This is a genomic window from Pararhizobium sp. IMCC3301 (genome assembly GCF_030758315.1).
Taxonomy (GTDB): domain Bacteria; phylum Pseudomonadota; class Alphaproteobacteria; order Rhizobiales.
In genome coordinates, this window is record NZ_CP132336.1 from 2,097,237 (window position 1) to 2,115,421 (window position 18,185).

General features: G+C 56.1%; 19 protein-coding genes. 7 read left to right on the top strand and 12 right to left on the bottom strand.

The genetic code is table 11. The annotated features are described in order from the left end of the window. Window positions 1-57: 57 nt before the first annotated feature. From sucD to RAL88_RS10160, 5 genes are all read right to left on the bottom strand, one after another. Complete coding sequence (gene sucD, locus RAL88_RS10140) at window positions 58-978, bottom strand: succinate--CoA ligase subunit alpha (RefSeq protein ID WP_306269253.1); 921 nt, start codon at window positions 976-978, stop codon at window positions 58-60. Further along, window positions 979-2,178, bottom strand: coding sequence for an ADP-forming succinate--CoA ligase subunit beta (gene sucC, locus RAL88_RS10145; protein WP_306269255.1), 1,200 nt, complete (start codon window positions 2,176-2,178; stop codon window positions 979-981). A gap of 36 nt (window positions 2,179-2,214) precedes the next feature. Further along, window positions 2,215-3,177: a malate dehydrogenase gene (gene mdh / locus RAL88_RS10150; RefSeq protein ID WP_306269256.1), complete on the bottom strand. Its 963-nt coding sequence runs from the start codon at window positions 3,175-3,177 to the stop codon at window positions 2,215-2,217. 208 nt (window positions 3,178-3,385) lie between these two features. Next, on the bottom strand, window positions 3,386-4,540 hold the full coding sequence (gene zapE, locus RAL88_RS10155) for a cell division protein ZapE (RefSeq protein ID WP_306269259.1): 1,155 nt from the start codon (window positions 4,538-4,540) through the stop codon (window positions 3,386-3,388). A 27-nt stretch (window positions 4,541-4,567) separates the two neighbouring features. Next, window positions 4,568-5,287 carry a protease inhibitor Inh/omp19 family protein gene (locus tag RAL88_RS10160; protein ID WP_306269261.1) on the bottom strand — a complete coding sequence of 240 codons (720 nt, stop codon included), beginning with the start codon at window positions 5,285-5,287 and terminating at the stop codon, window positions 4,568-4,570. Window positions 5,288-5,722: 435 nt separating this feature from the next. On the opposite strand from RAL88_RS10160, the gene RAL88_RS10165 reads away from it, so the two are divergent. Next, window positions 5,723-6,643 (top strand): 1-acyl-sn-glycerol-3-phosphate acyltransferase, encoded by a 921-nt coding sequence (locus RAL88_RS10165; protein WP_306269263.1) that lies wholly within the window; start codon window positions 5,723-5,725, stop codon window positions 6,641-6,643. Between the two features lie 36 nt (window positions 6,644-6,679). Here RAL88_RS10165 and RAL88_RS10170 read toward each other — a convergent pair whose 3' ends face one another. From RAL88_RS10170 to RAL88_RS10200, 7 genes are all read right to left on the bottom strand, one after another. Beyond that, complete coding sequence (locus RAL88_RS10170) at window positions 6,680-7,294, bottom strand: hypothetical protein (protein ID WP_306269264.1); 615 nt, start codon at window positions 7,292-7,294, stop codon at window positions 6,680-6,682. A gap of 15 nt (window positions 7,295-7,309) precedes the next feature. Beyond that, window positions 7,310-8,086 (bottom strand): succinate dehydrogenase iron-sulfur subunit, encoded by a 777-nt coding sequence (locus tag RAL88_RS10175; protein ID WP_306269266.1) that lies wholly within the window; start codon window positions 8,084-8,086, stop codon window positions 7,310-7,312. Between the two features lie 30 nt (window positions 8,087-8,116). Then, a complete protein-coding gene (gene sdhA / locus RAL88_RS10180; RefSeq protein WP_306269268.1) occupies window positions 8,117-9,931 on the bottom strand; it encodes a succinate dehydrogenase flavoprotein subunit in 1,815 nt (604 codons plus the stop codon). A gap of 3 nt (window positions 9,932-9,934) precedes the next feature. Next, complete coding sequence (gene sdhD, locus RAL88_RS10185; RefSeq protein ID WP_306269270.1) at window positions 9,935-10,315, bottom strand: succinate dehydrogenase, hydrophobic membrane anchor protein; 381 nt, start codon at window positions 10,313-10,315, stop codon at window positions 9,935-9,937. 12 nt (window positions 10,316-10,327) lie between these two features. Further along, the gene (gene sdhC / locus RAL88_RS10190; RefSeq protein WP_306269271.1) at window positions 10,328-10,744 is read right to left on the bottom strand and encodes a succinate dehydrogenase, cytochrome b556 subunit; all 417 of its coding nucleotides are present in this window, start codon (window positions 10,742-10,744) and stop codon (window positions 10,328-10,330) included. Between the two features lie 280 nt (window positions 10,745-11,024). Continuing rightward, window positions 11,025-11,228, bottom strand: a complete 204-nt coding sequence (locus RAL88_RS10195; protein WP_306269273.1) for a DUF1737 domain-containing protein — start codon at window positions 11,226-11,228, stop codon at window positions 11,025-11,027. A 36-nt stretch (window positions 11,229-11,264) separates the two neighbouring features. After that, entirely contained in the window at window positions 11,265-12,146 is an 882-nt protein-coding gene (locus RAL88_RS10200; RefSeq protein WP_306269274.1) for a CoA ester lyase, read from the bottom strand. 133 nt (window positions 12,147-12,279) lie between these two features. On the opposite strand from RAL88_RS10200, the gene RAL88_RS10205 reads away from it, so the two are divergent. From RAL88_RS10205 to RAL88_RS10230, 6 genes are all read left to right on the top strand, one after another. Then, window positions 12,280-13,446 carry an FAD-binding oxidoreductase gene (locus RAL88_RS10205; RefSeq protein WP_306269276.1) on the top strand — a complete coding sequence of 389 codons (1,167 nt, stop codon included), beginning with the start codon at window positions 12,280-12,282 and terminating at the stop codon, window positions 13,444-13,446. Next, a complete protein-coding gene (locus RAL88_RS10210) occupies window positions 13,446-14,390 on the top strand; it encodes a bifunctional hydroxymethylpyrimidine kinase/phosphomethylpyrimidine kinase (RefSeq protein WP_306269278.1) in 945 nt (314 codons plus the stop codon). The genes RAL88_RS10205 and RAL88_RS10210 overlap by 1 nt, the downstream gene beginning before the upstream one ends. 35 nt (window positions 14,391-14,425) lie before the next feature. After that, window positions 14,426-15,352: a threonine/serine dehydratase gene (locus RAL88_RS10215; RefSeq protein ID WP_306269280.1), complete on the top strand. Its 927-nt coding sequence runs from the start codon at window positions 14,426-14,428 to the stop codon at window positions 15,350-15,352. A 279-nt stretch (window positions 15,353-15,631) separates the two neighbouring features. Continuing rightward, window positions 15,632-16,090: a ribosome silencing factor gene (gene rsfS, locus RAL88_RS10220; RefSeq protein WP_306269281.1), complete on the top strand. Its 459-nt coding sequence runs from the start codon at window positions 15,632-15,634 to the stop codon at window positions 16,088-16,090. A 4-nt stretch (window positions 16,091-16,094) separates the two neighbouring features. Next, window positions 16,095-16,577: a 23S rRNA (pseudouridine(1915)-N(3))-methyltransferase RlmH gene (gene rlmH, locus RAL88_RS10225; protein ID WP_306269282.1), complete on the top strand. Its 483-nt coding sequence runs from the start codon at window positions 16,095-16,097 to the stop codon at window positions 16,575-16,577. Between the two features lie 218 nt (window positions 16,578-16,795). Further along, window positions 16,796-18,181: a murein hydrolase activator EnvC gene (locus RAL88_RS10230; protein ID WP_306269284.1), complete on the top strand. Its 1,386-nt coding sequence runs from the start codon at window positions 16,796-16,798 to the stop codon at window positions 18,179-18,181. Window positions 18,182-18,185: the final 4 nt, after the last annotated feature.

Here is an 18,185-nt window from a genome sequence, read left to right on the forward strand (position 1 = left end):
GCCGCACCGTCAACAGCACGGCGACCCAAGATTGTGTGACCAGGCCTCATGCAAGGATCATCCGTTAAGCAATTCAACCAGCGTTTTGCCAAGTTTGGCAGGCGATGGCGAGACACGGATGCCGGCCTCTTCCAGCGCCGCGATCTTGTCTTCAGCGCCGCCCTTGCCGCCGGAAATCACAGCGCCTGCGTGGCCCATGGTGCGACCCGGAGGCGCAGTCCGCCCGGCAATAAATCCGACTGTCGGTTTTGACCGTCCCTTTTTGGCTTCATCAGCCAGGAACCGCGCCGCGTCTTCTTCAGCCGATCCGCCAATTTCGCCGATCATGATAATTGATCGAGTTTCATCATCGGCAAGGAACATCTCCAGGATATCAATGAATTCCGTACCCTTCACCGGATCGCCGCCAATTCCCACTGCGGTGGTCTGGCCAAGGCCCTCATTGGTGGTCTGGAACACAGCTTCATAAGTCAGTGTTCCGGACCGCGAGACGATCCCGACATTGCCTTTCTTGAAGATGTTGCCCGGCATGATGCCGATCTTGCATTCGTCAGGGGTCATGACGCCGGGGCAGTTCGGCCCCAGCAGCCGCGAATTGGAACCTGCCAGCCGTGCCTTGACCTTCACCATATCAATCACCGGTATGCCTTCTGTAATACAGGTGATGAACGGAATATCGGCATCAATGGCCTCAATGATGGCCGCTGCCGCGCCTGCTGGCGGCACATAAATCACCGATGCATCAGCGCCGGTTGCCTGTTTGGCTTCAGCGACAGTCGCAAAAATCGGCAGCTCTTTACCGGCGGCAGGTCCAGCGCCCTCGCCGGCGGTCCAGCGCTGACCACCCTTTTTGGGATGAACGCCACCAACCATCTGGGTGCCGTGATAGGCCAGAGCCTGTTCGGTGTGGAAGGTGCCGGTCTTGCCGGTCATGCCCTGAACGATGATCTTGGTATTCTTGTCGACCAGAATGGACATTTACGCGCCCTCCTTCACTGCTTTGACGATCTTCTGTGCTGCATCATCCAGATCGTCTGCCGCAATGACATTGAGGCCGGATTGATTGATGATCTGCTTGCCGCGCTGCACATTGGTGCCTTCCAGCCGCACCACCAGGGGGACCTGCAGACCGACATCCTTGACCGCAGTGACAACACCTTCAGCAATCACGTCGCAGCGCATGATGCCGCCGAAGATATTCACCAGGATACCCTTCACATTGGGATCGGCAGTGATGATCTTGAAAGCGGCGGTGACCTTCTCCGTGGTCGCGCCGCCACCAACGTCAAGGAAGTTGGCAGGCTCAGAGCCATAGAGTTTGATGATGTCCATGGTTGCCATCGCCAGACCCGCACCATTGACCATGCAGCCAATATCGCCTTCCAGCGCGACATAGGCCAGATCATATTTCGAGGCTTCGATTTCCTTTTCGTCCTCTTCGCTGGTGTCGCGCAGAGCCATCACATCATCGTGGCGGAACAGCGCATTGCCATCGAACGACATTTTCGCATCCAGCACCCGCAGCCGGCCATCTTTCATGACGATCAGCGGGTTGATCTCCAGAAGGCTCATATCCTTCTCGACAAAGGCGGTATAGAGAATTGGAAACAGCGAATGGCCATCTTTACGGGCTGCACTGTCAAGTTTCAGCGCATCGCAGATTCTGTCGGCCACTGCGGCGCTCACGCCTTCGTCAAAATCCACATCTATCGTATGAATTTTTTCCGGCGTATCCTCGGCAACGGCTTCAATATCCATTCCGCCTTCCGTAGACGCAACAAAGGAAATCTTGCCGGTCTCGCGATTCACCAGAAGTGACAGATATAATTCCCGCTCAATGTCGGCACCATCTTCGATATACAGCCTGTTGACCAGCTTGCCGGCAGGACCGGTCTGTTTCGTCACCAGCGTATTACCCAGCATTTCCCTGGCATTGGCCACCACATCCTCCAGCGAAAAGGCCAGACGCACACCACCTTTCGCATCGGGGCCGAGTTCCTTGAACTTGCCCTTGCCTCGACCACCGGCGTGAATCTGTGACTTAACCACCCAGAGCGGGCCGCCCAGTTGTCTGGCAGCTGCTTCTGCTTCATCCGCAGAAAAAATCGGCACGCCACCGGAAATCGGTGCACCATATTCTTTCAACAGCGCCTTGGCCTGATATTCATGGATATTCATGGATTACTCTTCCTTCATTATGCTCGGAACCAGCAACTATTTCAGAGCGGGCGCAATCTTCTTGCAGGCTTCAACAAGCCCCTTGACCGAGGCAACCGACTTGTCGAATTCCCCCTGTTCGGACTTGTTCAGATCGATTTCGACAATGCGCTCGATACCGTCCGCACCGATGACTGCCGGAACACCGACATACATATTCTTGACACCGTATTCCCCATTCAGCGCCGCCGCACATGGCAGCACGCGTTTCTTGTCTTTGAGGTAACTTTCCGCCATGGAAATCGCTGATGCTGCGGGAGCGTAAAATGCCGAGCCGGTTTTCAGCAGCGCCACAATCTCGGCACCGCCATCGCGTGTCCGCTGCACAATCTCGTTCAGTTGCTTTTTCTCCAGCCAGCCCATCTTCACCAGATCGGGCAGCGGAATGCCGGCAACTGTCGTATAGCGTGTCAGTGGCACCATCGAATCACCATGCCCGCCCAGCACAAAGGCTGTGACATCCTCCACAGAGACATTCATGGCTTCAGCGAGGAAGTAGCGGAAGCGAGAGGAATCCAGAACACCGGCCATTCCCACCACTTTATTCTTCGGCAGTCCGGAGAATTTCTGCAATGCCCAGACCATCGCATCAAGCGGGTTGGTGATGCAGATAACAAAGGCTTTGGGCGCGTATTTCTTGATGCCCGCACCGACCTGCTCCATCACTTTGAGATTGATTTCCAGCAGGTCATCCCGGCTCATTCCCGGCTTGCGCGGCACACCTGCCGTTACAATAACCACATCTGCACCGGCAATATCCGCATAGGACTGGGTTCCAGACAGATGCGAGTCAAATCCGTCCACCGGAGAGGATTGCGCAATGTCCAGAGCCTTGCCCTCGGGCGTACCCTGGGCGATGTCGAACATCACCACATCGCCCAGCTCTTTCAAGCCGATGAGATGCGCCAGTGTTCCACCGATTTGTCCGGAGCCGATAAGTGCGATTTTATTGCGTGCCATTTGAATCTTCCCTTTACGTAAGATAGAGATAATCGATTGCGCGATCAGAGAGTTAGCAATTCTGCGTCGGGCTTTGCCTAACCCAACTCTCACCAAAGAACAAGTCGTGCAACCGCCAATTGCCGCCAATTTTGGCGCTTAATGACTGGCTGGCTTTCAGCAGCCGTTGCACACGCTCGGTTGACGTATACGTCAACATGAAATCATCTCAGGCGGCTGCAGAATCCGCTACCAGTCCATGAGGCTCGGCCAGATAATCTGCCGATTGCATTTCAATCAAACGCGACACGGTACGGTCAAAGGCGAATAATTCATTGCCCGAATTTGCGCTGTACAGCCGGTCCGGCGCAGCCGCTGCAGATGCCAGCAGCTTGACCCGGTAATTATACAGAGCATCGATCAGATTGATGAATCGTCTTGCCGGATTGGCCGATTCCCGGGACAGGCGGGGAATGTCATCCAGAATGACGGTGTGGTAGCGCTGCGCAATGGCCAGATAGTCTGCCGCACTGAGCGGCTTGTTGCACAATTCGTCAAACGATGCGCGCGCCACGCCCTGTGCGGTGTGCGGGATCACGACATGCCGCCCCTTCATTTCAATTTTTGCTGGCTCGCCCGCTGCCTTGCTGCCGGTTAGCTCTGCCCATGCCCGGTCCAGTCCGGCGCGGGCCGCAGCGTCAAGCGGAGTGAAATAGGTCTGTGCCCGGCTTAGTTTTTCAAGGCGGAAATCTGTCCGCGCAACCAGTTCGACCACATCAACATGGCGCTTCAGCAATTTGATGAAAGGCAGAAACAGCTCTCTGTTCAGACCATCAGGATACAGCGCGTCCGGTTCCACATTTGACGTGGCAACCAGCGTCACTCCGTTTTCGAAAAATCGGTCGAACAGCCGGCCCAGAATCATCGCGTCGGCAATATCCACCACATAAAATTCATCGAAACACAGCAGTTTCATATTTTCCGATATGGCATCCGCGACTGGCGGAATCGGATCCCCGTTCCTTGTCTTATCCTGCTTGATGCGGCGGCGCTGTTCGTGGATCCGCTCATGCACATCCGCCATAAACGCATGAAAATGAAATCGCTTTTTCTGCCGCAGCGGAGATTCTTCGAAAAACAGGTCCATCAGCATTGTCTTGCCACGACCGACCCCGCCCCAGATGTAAAGCCCGGGGGGCGAAGTTTTCGGTGCCGATTTGGCAAACAGCCAACCCAGCGCGCTTTTCTTAGAAGCCAGTTCCTGTTTCTTCAGCGCCTCGTTCAACGCTGTAAATCGTTCAATCAGCAGTATCTGCGCCGGATCACGCTCAATGCTTCCGGCTTCGACAAGCCGCTGATAACGCGTTTGAATGGCTTGCGACATGAGCGGGCCGGAAACTGCTGTTACAGGTTAACGGCTGACGGACACCTGAGCGCCGCTATTAGTCTGGCCGGAAAAGCGGTTTCCGCCTGCCGACACCAGAGAGGCGACCTGTGTCCCGGTCGCGCCGACCAGGACAACCCGATTATTTTCCAGATCCCACGCCGTGATATTTGATAATTCCGTCGAGGAGCAGCCTTTTGTGGTCGCTCGATAACCGCCGGTCCACGTCGTCAGCGTCATGAACAATTGGCAATTATCCGATGCGGCTGCCAACTGCCACGCGCCCAGCATATCTGCCCGGCTCAACTGCACGCTGGAGGCTGCTGGTTGTACCGGCTGTGTCAACGGTGCGGCAGACTGAACCGTATGATCGGCTGTCGGCGTCTGCAGTTGCGCGGACGCAGAGTTGGTCGCTTCTCCGGCATCGAACGGTTCAGGACTCGGCTGGGCCATCATCGGCGCCTGCGCATTTGGATCGAATGCCTGTCCCGAGTTCATGCTATCAGAGGAGGCAAGCGGCGGAAGTTCACCGGTTTGAACCCGTCCCTTTGACGCCCCTGAAAACGGATTGGGCAGGCGCGTCTGACAGGCCGCAAGCAGAAAGGTGGCTGCCAGAACGACAAGACCGCTTCGCACAGCGGCACTCTTCACGAATCCCGGGCCGGTAAACAAGGCCCGTTTGTTTCCGGTATTAGCGGAGCACCTGGCGGATTTGACAGTCGCAGCTTCCAAATTCTGTCCGGACATTATACTTCCTCTGTGACCCAAACTCGTAGATATTTTTCGGAGTCGGTGAACCAGCCCCGTCTTTAGACCTGATATGCTGAATGTTTTATTGACGCCATGGCTGAAAAAATCAATGGCCAATGCAAACAACAGGTAAAGGCCTTAAGTATGGCTCGTGTTGGAATTGTGGCAGATTCGGGGGCTTTCGGCAGGTTTTGTCTTTGTCGCGCCATTTGCTGGCGGCACGAAGCTGAACATTCGGCCAGCTCAGTTGTTTTGTTAAAGCCTTGAACACGTCGAACGATTGTCATAAATCTTTGATAGCTAGCGGAACAGCAACCTGCAGCATGAATTGAATGGCTGTCAGGCATTTTCACAGCGGAATCGAAAGCTGGGGAAAGGGTCGTAGCCAAATGCAGGCCGGACTATGGACTGTAACAAGGACAGGGGGTCGCCATGGCTCTTTACGCTCAAACCTCATCTGAACAACAGGTGTCTGAAGCGCGTCTGGCCTATTCGCGCGCTGCGGTAGAACGGCATGACCATATTGTCGATGTGCTGATAGCCGAGCGCGCCATCGGGCTTGCCTCGCACTTGTCCTGGCCGCTGATCCGCCCGTTACTTTACCGATTGCTGGGCTATAAGCGCGCTGTCGCGATGGCTGATTGTGTGGCCGACAAATCTGGCGCTGATGCAATGGCACTTGTCACAAAGATGCTGAATCTCGAGCTGGATCTGTCCGGCCTTGACCGCATTCCCCGGACCGGTCCCTTCATTCTGGCCGCCAATCATCCCACCGGAATTGCAGATGGTGTCGCGGTTCACGCGCTGGTCGAGGCCGTTCGGTCCGACATTGCGATTTTTACAAACCGCGATGCGGCGCGGGTCAACCCGCGCTTTGACGAAGTGCTGATCCCTGTAGAATGGCGCGAAGAACACAAAAGCCGTGAAAAAACCAAGGAAACCCTGGTCCGTACGGCGGAAGCCTTCGAAGACGGCAAAGCCGTGGTGATGTTCCCCTCAGGACGCATCGCCTATTGGGCGCAGAACCAGTTGAATGAGCGCCCCTGGCAGGCGACGCTTGTGACCCTGGCGAAGCGATACAAAGTTCCGATCATTCCAGTCCATGTCAGCAGCCGCAATTCCGGGCTGTTCTACCTCTTTAGCCGATTGTCGAACGAGTTGAGAGACATGACCGTATTCTATGAGCTTCTCAACAAATCGGGCACCTGTTTCGGATTGACTGTTGGCCAACCGATCAGCCACGAACTTCTGACCGGCGATGCCTCCGAACTGGCAGCCGAATTACAGTTTCATACTGTATCAACACTGGCAGACGATAAGAATGCGGTATTTCGCGGCAGCGCATCGTCCTGACGCGCGCCGAATGGTACCATCCGGCTGTCCAATGCATCAGACAATATTCCAGAAGACGTACCCAAACCAGGCGTAGAACACCACCCAGATGAACAGGGCCAGCCGCATCAACCCGACGCGGCGCAGGCGGGTATACAATAAATACCGCAGCGCGCCGGACACGGCCACAATTGCGATAAAACGAGACAGCCGCGCAATCGCTGCCGGTTGCAGAAACGCCTGCAGCGGTGCAATGCTGGCCTCATAGGCAGTGGCGGCGAAAATCTTGAACGGGACACCGGTGAAACCGCCGAAAAACAGCGCGCTCAACGGCTCATCAGCCATATCGACCGAGACGGTCCGCAGCAGTTCTTCGGAGATTCCGGGAACAGTCAGGATAAATGTCCGGACGGTTTCCGGATTCACCCGTGCCCATTCATACAGTACAATACCGCCGAGCAGGGCACCGATCAAAGCCGCCAGAGTGGGAACCATCGCCCGCAACACACCGAACCGCATCACAGCAAGGCTGATCAGCACATCCACCATGATGAAAAACCATACGGCTTCTGCAAACGCCCAGATGAATGCCACCAGTGACCACACCAGCAGCCAGCTCCATGTCAGCGCATCTCTGGGAGACAGGGGACGGATCAAAGGCATCCCGATCATAGCCGATCCAAAGTCTTACACGCGCCTCTCGACCATCAGCTTCTTGATTTCAGCAATTGCCTTGGCCGGGTTGAGACCCTTCGGGCAAGCCTGCGCGCAATTCAAAATGGTGTGACAGCGATACAGTCTGAAGGGATCTTCCAGATCGTCCAGCCGCGCGCCGGTTGCCTCATCGCGGCTGTCAATCAACCAGCGATAGGACTGCAGCAGAACGGCAGGGCCAAGATAGCGGTCGCCATTCCACCAGTAACTCGGGCACGAAGTGGAACAGCAGGCGCACAGAATGCACTCATACAGCCCGTCCAGCTTTTCCCGGTCGCCCTTGCTCTGCTTCCATTCTTTTTCCGGCGTTGGAGTCGTGGTCTGCAACCAGGGTTCAATCGAGCGGTGCTGGGCGTAGAAATGTGTCAGATCCGGCACCAGATCCTTGACCACCGGCAGATGCGGCAGCGGATAGATTTTCACATCGCCATTGATCTCATCCATGCCTTTGGTGCAGGCCAGCGTATTGGTGCCATCAATATTCATCGCACAGGAACCGCAGATCCCTTCGCGGCACGAGCGCCGGAAAGTCAGGGTCGGATCGATCTTGCTCTTGATCCAGATCAGCGCATCCAGAACCATCGGCCCACAATCATTCATATCGACATGATAGGTGTCGACCTGCGGATTGCCGTCACCATCCGGGTTCCATCGGTAAATCCGGAATTCGCGCAGATTGCTGCCTTGCGGCTTCTCCCAGGTTTTACCCTGTTTGATCTGGGAATTTTTAGGCAGTGTCAGTTGAACCATGGTTGAAAGGCTCTCTCTGCTGAAACGAAATTAATAGACGCGCTTTTTCGGGGCGATCTTTTCCTGTGATATTTCATCGGACAATGGATCGACATGAACCGGCCGGGAATCCAGTGTCACCTTGCCATCCTCGGAAATCCAGGACAGCGTATGCTTGCGCCAGTTCGTGTCATCGCGGTCAGGAAAGTCCTCGCGGGCATGGGCACCGCGGCTTTCGGTCCGCGCTTCTGCAGAAAACACCGTGGCAATCGCGTTCACCATCAAATTCTCGTATTCAATGGTTTCGACAAGATCCGTATTCCAGATCATCGACCGGTCGGTCACACTGATATCGTCCCGTGCACTCCAGATGTCCGAAATGCGTTCACAACCGCTCTGCAAAGTTTCGGCGGTGCGGAAAACCGCGGCATCTTCCTGCATCGCCTTTTGCATCTTCAGGCGCAGATCCGCAGTTCTGCTGCTGCCATCGGCAAAACGCAGTTTGTCAAACCGTTGAATGGCCTTGTCGACAGAGGCCTGATTGAGCTTGCCATTGCCCGCTTTCGGATCAACAATTTCGCCAGCCCGGATTGAAGCGGCACGTCCGAACACAACAAGATCGATCAGCGAATTGGAGCCAAGGCGATTGGCACCATGAACCGAGGCGCAGGCAGCTTCGCCCACAGCCATCAGACCGGCAACCTGGCTATCCGGGTTGCCGTCCTTCAGGGTCATCACCTCGCCCCAGTAATTCGTTGGAATCCCGCCCATATTATAATGCACCGTAGGCAGCACCGGGATCGGTTCCTTGGTCAGATCCACCCCGGCGAAAATACGCGCGGATTCAGAAATGCCAGGCAGCCGTTCAGCCAGAGTTGCTGGCGGCAGGTGGTCCAGATGCAGATGAATGTGATCTTTGTCAGTGCCAACACCACGGCCCTCGCGGATTTCCATCGTCATACAGCGCGACACCACATCGCGCGAGGCAAGATCCTTGTAGGTCGGCGCATAGCGCTCCATGAAACGCTCGCCCTCTGAATTGGTCAGATAACCGCCTTCGCCGCGTGCGCCTTCCGTAATCAGACATCCGGCCCCATAGATACCGGTCGGATGAAACTGAACAAATTCCATATCCTGCAACGGCAATCCGGCGCGGGCCACCATGGCATTACCATCGCCGGTACAGGTATGGGCGGAGGTCGCCGAGAAATAGGTCCGTCCGTAACCACCCGTTGCCAGCACCACCATTTTGGAGTTGAAGGCATGCAGCGTTCCATCATCCAGCTTCCACGCCAGAATGCCCTGGCAGGTGCCCTCATCCGACATGATCAGGTCAATTGCCAGATATTCGATGAAGAATTCCGCGTTGTGTTTCAGTGACTGGCCGTAAAGCGTGTGAAGAATGGCATGGCCGGTCCGGTCCGCCGCCGCGCAGGTGCGCTGAACTGGCGGGCCTTCGCCATATTCCGTGGTGTGGCCGCCGAACGGGCGCTGATAGATTTCGCCCTCTTCCGTGCGCGAAAACGGCACGCCGTAATGTTCCAGCTCATAGACAGCTTTGGGCGCTTCGCGGACCATATATTCAATCGCGTCATGATCGCCGAGCCAGTCAGACCCTTTCACCGTGTCATACATATGCCACTGCCAGGAATCCGGCCCCATATTGCTGAGGCTGGCTGCAATGCCGCCCTGCGCCGCAACCGTATGCGAGCGGGTCGGAAACACCTTGGTCACACAAGCCGTTCGCAATCCCTGTTCGGCCATACCCAATGTGGCGCGCAGCCCGGAGCCGCCAGCGCCAACCACGACTACATCGAAGGTATGTTCGATGACTTCATAGGCCTTGCCATTTGCAGCAGTTACCACGAACTACCCTCCAAAACTCAATTTCAGGATTGAGAACACCGATATCAAGGCGATTGCCGCCGAAAAAAAAGTGTTCCCCAGTAAGAGCGCTATTTTCATGCCCTCTGCTTGAATATAATCTTCAATCACCACCTGCATACCCAACCGCATATGCCAGGTCACAGACAGGATCGCACCAATAAGTATCGCCGCACCCAGAGGCGATCCGGCAGTGGCGACAAATTCTGAATGAGAACTGCCTGACAGCATGATCACCATCACGATGAACCCGATGACGAGTGGCACGTTGAAAACCGCGGTCAGTCTTTGTTGCCAAAAATGGCTGGTGCCGCTTTTGGCTGACCCCAGATAGCGAACCCTTTTCAAAGGTGTAAGCATGGACATGTTGATCTGCTCCTATCGAACCATGTAACCGATGATCCACACCACAGGTGTCAGAATCACTGACCCTGCCAGAGTGGCTTTGGCCAGGGTCTCGCGCTCAAATTTTCCCAGACCATGCGCGGTATCCCAGATAAAATGGCGCAGCCCGCCAAGCATGTGGTGCAGCATTGCCCAGGTAAGCCCGAACAGGAGTATCTGTCCGACCCAGGACCCGAAAAACCCTCCAACCCTGTCGAAATAGGATTCTCCGCTGGCCGCCGCCATAAGCCACAAAGCCAACAACACCATGCCGAAATACAGACCCACGCCGGTAATCCGGTGCACGATTGACATAATCATGGTGAACAGCGGTGTGTAAATCTGCAGATGCGGGGAAAGCGGCCTGTCCGCGCCCGTGCGCGGATGGGAACTGGGTGTCGTCTCGGACATAATTTACGCCTTCATTTTCTTGCAAAGCCAACAGGCAGGGCAGTTGCCGGACAGGACGGGCTTCAAATCCGCGCCGGTGTTGCCTTTAAGAACCCTGTTCTTAGAAAACTTCCAGAGCCACGTCAAAGTAACCTTTCGCCCCAGGCACAGTTCTTCCTGCTGGTGGCCGAACGCGCATCCCGACATCATATCAGGTTTGTGCGATCAATTCTCATCGGCCCGCCGAACCTGGCCGGCTTCGCAGCCTCCGGCACGGCCAGAATTTCAATTTACAGTTGTGTCAATGCTCGGACAACGTGATGTTTTCTGAATAGATTCCCTCGACTTCCTTCACCACAGCCTGTCCGCACATCATTGTGCCGGTTTCAGGATTGTGCGCCAGTGTCGGACTTCCATGCAGATTCCAGCCGCCGCTCAGAGCCTTCGAAACGCACTTGCAAAAAGCCGAATCGTCCGCTCCGGTGATATATCTGTAAAGCCTCATGCCAAATCCTGTATCTAAATTGCGCAATTCGTCTGTTCAGGGCAGCAGGCCTGCCTTCATCAGCGTTCGCCTTGCCGCTTTAAGATGGAGAAATTCGACCATTTTATTGTTCACTGTCAACACCGCCTTGCCGGAGTTCTGCGGCTCGGCAAACGCTCTGCAGATCGCTTCAGCTTCGTGGATCTCGGCCTCTGACGGCGTAAAAGCTGCGCTGCAGATTGCAATTTGTCCAGGATGGATCAGGCTTTTTCCGTCCAGACCCAATGCCACGCCCTGTTCACACTCATCCTTGAAACCGGTTTTGTTGTGCAGATCGGTATAAACACCATCAATCAGCGCCACGCCATGGGCGCGCGCTGCCGCAAGGCATTGCATGATCCATGGCAGATAGGCCTGCCGGCCGTCGATCAGCGGCGTTCCGGTAATCAGGGCCAGATCGTTGGTGCCCAGCATAAGCGCTTCCAGCCTTGGATCATCACCCTTCGCCATTGCCGCGATCTCAGCACAGTTCAACACCGCGAGCGGGCTTTCAATCATCGCCCACAGCCGGATTGATGGTGATGCATCGCTGGCCTCGAACGCGCTCAGCGCTGCCTCTATGTCAGCAGCACTGTCAACTTTCGGCAGGACGATCCCGTCTGGCGCCATTGCCAGAACCGCCAGAAAATCCTCTGCGCCCGATGCACTGTCGAGCGGGTTGATGCGCACCAGAATGCGGGTCGCAGGCCGCGGTCCCGCCAGGGCCTGGCGCAACGCCTCGCGTGCCTCCGCTTTCCGCAGCGGCGCCACCGCGTCTTCCAGATCAAAAATCACTGCGTCAGCGCCCAGTGCATCGGGGCTGTCCAGAACTTTTGCCAGGGCTCGTGGATTGACGGCCGGCACATAAAGAATACTGCGATAGGAAGATGGTTTGGCCATAGTTGATCCAACAAATCGTTTTTACCTTATTGCCAAGAAACCGCCTGCCTGTCAGCAGTCTTTTCATGGCGCGGCCGATTCGAACCTGTTACACCCACGGTCAGATGCCAGGTGCATAAGCCAGCGGTTCCAAGTGCAGAATATATTTGATGTCATCATTATCGGAAGTGGTATTGTCGGTGTATCAACCGCTTGGCATTTAAGAGCTCTCGGCTTTGCCGGTACGATAGCCATTGTTGAACGCGACCCCAGCTTCAGCCACGCTTCAACCAGCCTGTCAGTTGCCGGAATCTGGCAGCAGTTTTCGCTCAAAGAAAACATCCAGATGTCGCTCTATGGTGCAAAATTTCTCAAGGAATTTGCCAAGGAACAAAATGTCGATCTTGGCTTTCAGCAACATGGCTATCTGTTTCTCGCCAGACAGGAGGGCAAAGATGCCTTGTCGGCTAATGTCGCAAGACAGCGCAAACTGAAAGCAGACATCGCGCTGCTGACACCGGCCCTGCTGCAACAGCATTTTCCCTGGCTGGCAACAGACGATCTGGCTGCAGGCGCTTTGGGCCTGTCAAATGAGGGCTGGTTTGATTCTCACCGCTTGCACAGCTCGATGCGCAGCGCCGTCCGCGATTGGGATGTCACGCTGATAAAGGGTTATGTCGCCGAGATCGACCATTCCGATACGGAAATCAGGTCCGTCATGCTGGATGCCGGGCGACGCTTGAAATGCGGCCATCTGGTCAACGCCACCGGTCCGAACGCCGGGACATTCTCGCGAATGGCGCGCATTCGTTTGCCGGTCGAACCTAGAAAACGAACCGTGTTTGTCGTTCATGGCGGCGCTGCCCTGACCGAAATGCCGGCTCTGGTAGACCCGACGGGTGTCTATCTGCGCCCCGAAGAACCCTTCCATTTATGCGGCGTTTCGCCGCATATGGCAGAAGATCAGCGCTGCGATGCCGACGATTTTGAACCCGACCATGAGCTGTTCGAACGCATCATTAAACCAGCTCTGATGGCGCGTATCCCGGCCCTGAAATCCCTCAAACCGATCCGAGCCTGGGCAGGTCACTATGATTATAACAGCTTTGATCAAACTGCGGTTCTGGGGCCACATACCCGTCTGGCCAATTTCTACTTTGCCAACGGATTCTCCGGCATCGGCCTGCAGCAGGGCCCGGCTGCGGGACGTGGCGTTGCCGAACTGATTCTCCATGGCGCCTATCAGACCCTCGATCTGTCCCGACTTGGCTTTGAGCGGATTGTCGAAAAACAACCCTTGCAGGAGGAAAACCTGATCTGATGCCCTCGCCTCTTCAGAAAAACGCCAGACCGGCGGTTCTTGTTATTTCAAGCCTTGTCGCCGATGGATCAGTAGGCGGCCGTCTCGCCTGCTTTGCTCTGGAGCGGCTCGGCTTTCCGGTATGGTTTGTGCCCACCGTCAGCCTGCCGCGTCACCCCGGCCGCCAGCCGTCGGTGCGCGACGTCACCTCGACAGAGTTTTTGCGCGGATGTCTGAACGATCTGGTGAAGCTGGCTGAACAGCAGGACATCGCGGCAGTTCTCACCGGATATATTGGCGATGCCGCACAAATCCCTGTCATAGCCGAGGCCATCAACAGGTTGAAGACGATCCATCCTGAACTGATCTATCTGTGCGACCCGGTGCTTGGTGATGGCGACAAGCTGTATATTTCAGACGCCGTGGCAAATGCGATGCGCGATCAACTCTGGCCGCTTTGTGATATCGCCACCCCCAACGTATTTGAACTGTGCTGGCTGGAACGCGCCAAAACTGCATTGCAACAGGGCACCGAACGAACAGCGCCGGCCGCGCTGGCGCAACTGGCAGGCAACGCCGCGCCGGGACGAATCGCCGTGACCAGCGTCTGCGGGCTGATGGCCAATCATATTGGCAATCTGCTGACAGCACCGCAGGCGTCAGCGCTGCTGTTCGAGCATCTTGCCATGCCCCATGCGCCCCATGGCACCGGCGATCTGTTTGCCGCTCTGCTGCTCGGCCATCATCTCCTCACGGGTGATCTGGAACAGGCCACGGAACGCGCCAGTTCCGCCCTGTTTGAACTGACCGCAAGGGCCGCCCGTTCCGGTCTGGAGGATCTGCCGCTGATCGCCGAGCAGACTTCGCTGGAGCGACCGATGGCGATGGTGTCAAAGCGTGTAATCGGTCCGCACCGGCAGACAGTTGGCAGTAAAAGCCAGACGCCGAAACCACACCCACTTTGACAGAATTTCGAACCGGAGCCGGATTGCGAAACCAAATGATCAGCCCTGACATCATCCAAAAAGCCCATCAGCGCATCAGACCCTATATAAGGCGCACCCCGGTGATGCTCAGCGATGGTGACTTTTGCAACCATGACACGCCGGTTTCCCTGAAACTGGAACTGTTCCAGCACACCGGTTCTTTCAAACCCCGTGGCGCCTTCAATAATCTGCTCAGCCGGACGGTTCCCGAAGCCGGTGTGACCGCGGCCTCCGGCGGCAATCACGGCGCTGCCGTTGCCTTTGCTGCGGCGCGGCTCGGCCACAAAGCCAGAATCTTCGTGCCGGAGGTCTCCAGCGCAGCAAAACAGGCCAAAATCCGCAATGCCGGAGCGGAACTTGTTGTGGCGGGCGCGCACTATGCAGATGCGCTCGCCCTGTGCGAGGCCTATCAGCAGGAAAGTGGAGCCCTGGCGGTGCACGCCTATGATGCTGCCGAAACCATCGCCGGACAGGGAACTGTTGCCGTAGAGTGGCTCGACCAGGCTGGGCCACTCGATACTCTGCTGGTGGCGGTTGGCGGAGGCGGTCTGATCAGCGGAATTCTTGCCGCTTGCGGGAATCAGTGCCAGGTGGTTGCGGTGGAGCCTGAGGGGTCCGCCTGCCTGTCCAGGGCCATGGCAGCGGGAAAACCCGTAAATGTTGAAAACAATTCGGTCGCCATCGACAGTCTTGGAGCAAAATCAATTGGCTGTCTGCCCTATCAGATCTGCCGCGATCTTCTGTCGGCTTCCGTGACTGTTCCCGATGCTGCCATAATCGCTGCTCAGAAGGCTATATGGAATAAATTTCAGATAGTTACCGAAGCCGGTGGTGCCACTGCTCTGGCTGCTTTGATGCATGGAACCTATTGTCCAAAACCTGGCGAACGGGTCGGTGTGCTGCTATGCGGCGCAAATGCTGATCTGCAGCACCTGTTATGATTGTTGTAAAAGAGTCTTGAAACTGTAGCCCTTCAGGGCTTATTTTAGAGATGCGTCTGGTGTATGCCACCCGCAAAGGTAAATAGCCGTTCACTCAAACGAGATTTTATGATCGTTGACCGTGTGGCCGTTATCGGAAAATTTCTTCGCATGAAAGCCGGGGCTTTGATGTGGCTGGTCTGTTTGGGCTGGCCCGGACAGCACTTCTCCGGCACCTGACATGACAGAGATATTCCAACGGCAGGCTTGTTGAAACAAGAAAGGATAAAAACCCTGACCATGCCATTACAGGCTCCGTCCTCCGACACTGCGCCGAAAAAGCGCGGGAGCGTGCCGTCAGCACCGTCCCTGTCAGAGGCAGCGGCAGAATCCGGAATTACTTCGGAAGACGCCCTCAAAATTGTCCTTGCCAGTCTGGATGACTCCAAGGCCGAAGAAACCCTTCCCATCGATATAACCGGTAAATCTCCCCTGTTCGATCACATCGTAGTCGCCAGCGGGCGTTCCCATCGGCATGTCAATGCGATTGCCGATCACCTGCTGCGCGATCTGAAAACCGCAGGCCTTGGCCGTGCATCTGTTGAGGGCCTGCCGGCCTGCGACTGGGTGCTGGTCGATACCGGTGATGTTGTTGTGCACATCTTCCGCCCTGAAGTGCGGGAGTTTTACAACATCGAAAAAATCTGGCGTGCACAGGACGATGATATGAAACCAGCTACAGTCCCGGCAAACGCTTGAGCCTGTGAAACTGGTGATTGCCGCCATCGGGCGGATGAAACGCGGCGCGGAACAGGATTTGTGCGCGCGCTATACAAAGCGCATCGACAAGGCCGGACGCGGGCTCGGACTTGGACCGTTGCGGATCGTCGAATTCAACGAGTCGCGCGCGCCTCGGCCGGCTGAACGTAAAGCGCAGGAAGCTGAATTGTTGCTGAATGCAGCGCCTCCGGAGGCTGCAAAATTTGTCCTTGACGAGCACGGAAGTGGACATAGCAGCCGCAGCTTTACTGACCTTCTGTCGGCCCGGCGCGATGACGGCGTAGCGGAAGCCTGGTTTTTTATCGGCGGTGCAGATGGACATGGCGATGCCCTGCTGACAGCGGCGACTGACAAGATCGCGTTGGGTCAAATGACCTGGCCGCATCAGATCGTGCGCTGCCTGCTGGCCGAACAGATTTATCGCGCCATCACAATTCTGTCGGGGCATCCCTATCACCGCGACTGAACCGGTCCAGACTGCGAATTGCCGCTTTTGACTGGAGCACCGGCACGTTTTATGAATGATGCTGTAATTGATGAATCAGATTTCCTCGTCAGGCCAGGCAAGCAACATTTCGCGGTGCAGCGCATCGGGTGCGTCGCTGTCACCAAATGCTCGAGGGATTGGGTTCAGCAATGCTCGTTATTCATAAAATGTGCTCCAGTGTGCGGTAAACAGGCCTCATGATTTCTTTCCTCATCCGCTGTGTGGTTCTGACGGTCCTGAGTGTCTCGGCAGGATCGGGTTTTGCCGAAACGCCGCGCGAAGCCAAATTGCGGCTGGAAATGGAGCAGCGCACCAAGGATCTGGCCAATCTGCAGAAAACCATGAAGGTCAGCGCGGAACGCGAGGCTGAATTGGCGGCGGATGTCACCACACTGGAGCAGACCCGCGCCACGCTCAATACCGAACTCATTCAGGCCGCGCAGCGCTCCAGAACGCTGGAGGACCGCATTTCCAATTCAGAAGTCCGGCTCGATGCCTCTCTCCAGACCGAGGAAGTCATCCGCCTGTCGCTGCTGAAACGCAGGGCTCTGCTGTCTGAAATTCTCGCCACGCTGCAACGCATGGGCCGCTCACCTCCTCCGGCACTGCTGGTCCGGCCAGAAGATGTCATGAGCGCCATCCGCAGCGCCATACTGATCGGCGCAGTTTTGCCCGATGTCCGGGAACAGGCAGAAACGCTGGCCAAAGATCTGGACGAACTGGTCGCTGTCCGCACCGAAATTGAGGAAGCCACCAACCAGTTGCGCACCGATTATCAGTCTCTGAGTGAAGAACAGACGCGGCTTGCACTGCTGATCGACAAGAAACGCGAGGAAGCCAGCGAATCAACATCGGAACTTGCCATCCAGCAACAGAAGGCGGCTGAACTGGCAAAACAGGCGGTCAGTCTTAAAGAATTGATCGGTTCGATGGAAAGTCAGATTGCAGCCGTGCAGAAAGCGCAACAGGATTCCGTCAAAGCCGCGGAAGCGGCGCAGCGCAAGGCCGCAGACCGGGCAGCAGTACGCACCAAGCAGGCCAAGTTGCGAGCGCTCGGCGACCAGGGCCGCATCGCACCCGCAATTCCGTTCGAAGACGCCAGGGGTCTGTTGCCCCTGCCGGTTAACGGGGCTTTGCAGACAGCCTTTGGGGCACCGGACGAAACCGGCGTCAACAGCAAGGGCATCACCCTGACATCCCGCGCCGAGAGCCGGGTGATATCCCCTGCCGACGGCTGGGTCGTCTATGCCGGTCCATTCCGCACCTATGGACAATTGATTATTCTCAATGCAGGTGATGATTATCATCTGGTTCTGGCCGGCATGGAGACAATCAACGTGGAATTAGGTCAATTTGTTCTGTCCGGCGAACCGATTGCCACAATGGGGTCACGCAGACTTGTCAGTCTGGAAATTGAAAACGTGGCAGCCACCACCGCATCTGACGCACAATCCCTAACGGATAGTAAGGTGACAGACAGGCCCGTCGCGCTATATGTTGAGTTTCGAAAAGACGGAAATTCGATCGATCCGTCACCTTGGTGGGTAGTCAAATTATCCACCGAAAATGATTTGGATGGATAAACTT

Excerpts from the sequence above, each read along its gene's own strand:
- sucD (WP_306269253.1), bottom strand. The coding sequence starts at position 978 with ATGTCCATTCTGGTCGACAAGAATACCAAGATCATCGTTCAGGGCATG.
- sucC (WP_306269255.1), bottom strand. The coding sequence starts at position 2,178 with ATGAATATCCATGAATATCAGGCCAAGGCGCTGTTGAAAGAATATGGT.
- mdh (WP_306269256.1), bottom strand. The coding sequence starts at position 3,177 with ATGGCACGCAATAAAATCGCACTTATCGGCTCCGGACAAATCGGTGGA.
- zapE (WP_306269259.1), bottom strand. The coding sequence starts at position 4,540 with ATGTCGCAAGCCATTCAAACGCGTTATCAGCGGCTTGTCGAAGCCGGA.
- RAL88_RS10160 (WP_306269261.1), bottom strand. The coding sequence starts at position 5,287 with ATGTCCGGACAGAATTTGGAAGCTGCGACTGTCAAATCCGCCAGGTGC.
- RAL88_RS10165 (WP_306269263.1), top strand. The coding sequence starts at position 5,723 with ATGGCTCTTTACGCTCAAACCTCATCTGAACAACAGGTGTCTGAAGCG.
- RAL88_RS10170 (WP_306269264.1), bottom strand. The coding sequence starts at position 7,294 with ATGATCGGGATGCCTTTGATCCGTCCCCTGTCTCCCAGAGATGCGCTG.
- RAL88_RS10175 (WP_306269266.1), bottom strand. The coding sequence starts at position 8,086 with ATGGTTCAACTGACACTGCCTAAAAATTCCCAGATCAAACAGGGTAAA.
- sdhD (WP_306269270.1), bottom strand. The coding sequence starts at position 10,315 with ATGTCCATGCTTACACCTTTGAAAAGGGTTCGCTATCTGGGGTCAGCC.
- sdhC (WP_306269271.1), bottom strand. The coding sequence starts at position 10,744 with ATGTCCGAGACGACACCCAGTTCCCATCCGCGCACGGGCGCGGACAGG.
- RAL88_RS10195 (WP_306269273.1), bottom strand. The coding sequence starts at position 11,228 with ATGAGGCTTTACAGATATATCACCGGAGCGGACGATTCGGCTTTTTGC.
- RAL88_RS10200 (WP_306269274.1), bottom strand. The coding sequence starts at position 12,146 with ATGGCCAAACCATCTTCCTATCGCAGTATTCTTTATGTGCCGGCCGTC.
- RAL88_RS10210 (WP_306269278.1), top strand. The coding sequence starts at position 13,446 with ATGCCCTCGCCTCTTCAGAAAAACGCCAGACCGGCGGTTCTTGTTATT.
- RAL88_RS10215 (WP_306269280.1), top strand. The coding sequence starts at position 14,426 with ATGATCAGCCCTGACATCATCCAAAAAGCCCATCAGCGCATCAGACCC.
- rsfS (WP_306269281.1), top strand. The coding sequence starts at position 15,632 with ATGCCATTACAGGCTCCGTCCTCCGACACTGCGCCGAAAAAGCGCGGG.
- RAL88_RS10230 (WP_306269284.1), top strand. The coding sequence starts at position 16,796 with ATGATTTCTTTCCTCATCCGCTGTGTGGTTCTGACGGTCCTGAGTGTC.